Annotated in this window: 1 protein-coding gene; it reads right to left on the reverse strand. The window is 38.3% G+C overall.

Going from position 1 to position 694, the window contains the following annotated elements; all coding sequences use genetic code 11:
* The coding region (locus tag R3X26_RS18830; RefSeq protein ID WP_317718853.1) for a replication endonuclease at positions 1 to 694 on the reverse strand (694 nt) is incomplete at both ends.

A 694-nucleotide genomic window follows, 5' to 3' on the forward strand; every position in this document is an offset into this window, starting at 1 on the left:
TATAGTAAGAAATCCGGCTTCATGGTTTAGCTCTTTCGCCATATCTTCAAAACCTCTTGCACGCACCATTAATTCCCCTTTTCTGATTTTTGGATCAGATACCCCTTTTTGAGATAACTCTAATAAAGAAAAACTTTGTCCTAGTTCATTAGTCGCTATCGTATTAGCTAAATACTCTTTTTGATAAGCCTTTTGGTTTAATCTAGCCGTTAAAGTAGGATTAGAACAATACAAACTCTTTATCTTGTTTACCTGATTTAAATGATGAAGAACCGCTTCAATATTCCGTCTGAGTACTTTTCTAAGCTTTCGTAACCACCATTTATGATCACTATAACGCCCCATTTCACCCTGAATAGAACGCTGAACCGAGCTAAGTACAATACCTTGCTGTGTAATCAATCCTTTAACGGGCTCTATCGCTAAAGCATCGTTGAGATACTGACGACGAATAGCCAATACGGAAGTAGCTAAATGTTTAGCTTTTTCGCGTAAATCATTTTCCGATAGATTTAACTCCAGTTGGGTCAACGAGATAGACAGCTTATTTGCAATCTGGCCTGTCGTTATACGTAGGTAACTATTGCGCTCAAACTTGGTTGGCTTTGAGATATACTCTTTAAGTAAAATTCTCTGGATTGCTACGGGAAAGCAAGAAAGCCTTTGCTGAACAAAGGCTCTATCATCTCGCTCG

The organism is Vibrio sp. TH_r3 (assembly GCF_033101115.1).
Classification (GTDB): domain Bacteria; phylum Pseudomonadota; class Gammaproteobacteria; order Enterobacterales; family Vibrionaceae; genus Vibrio.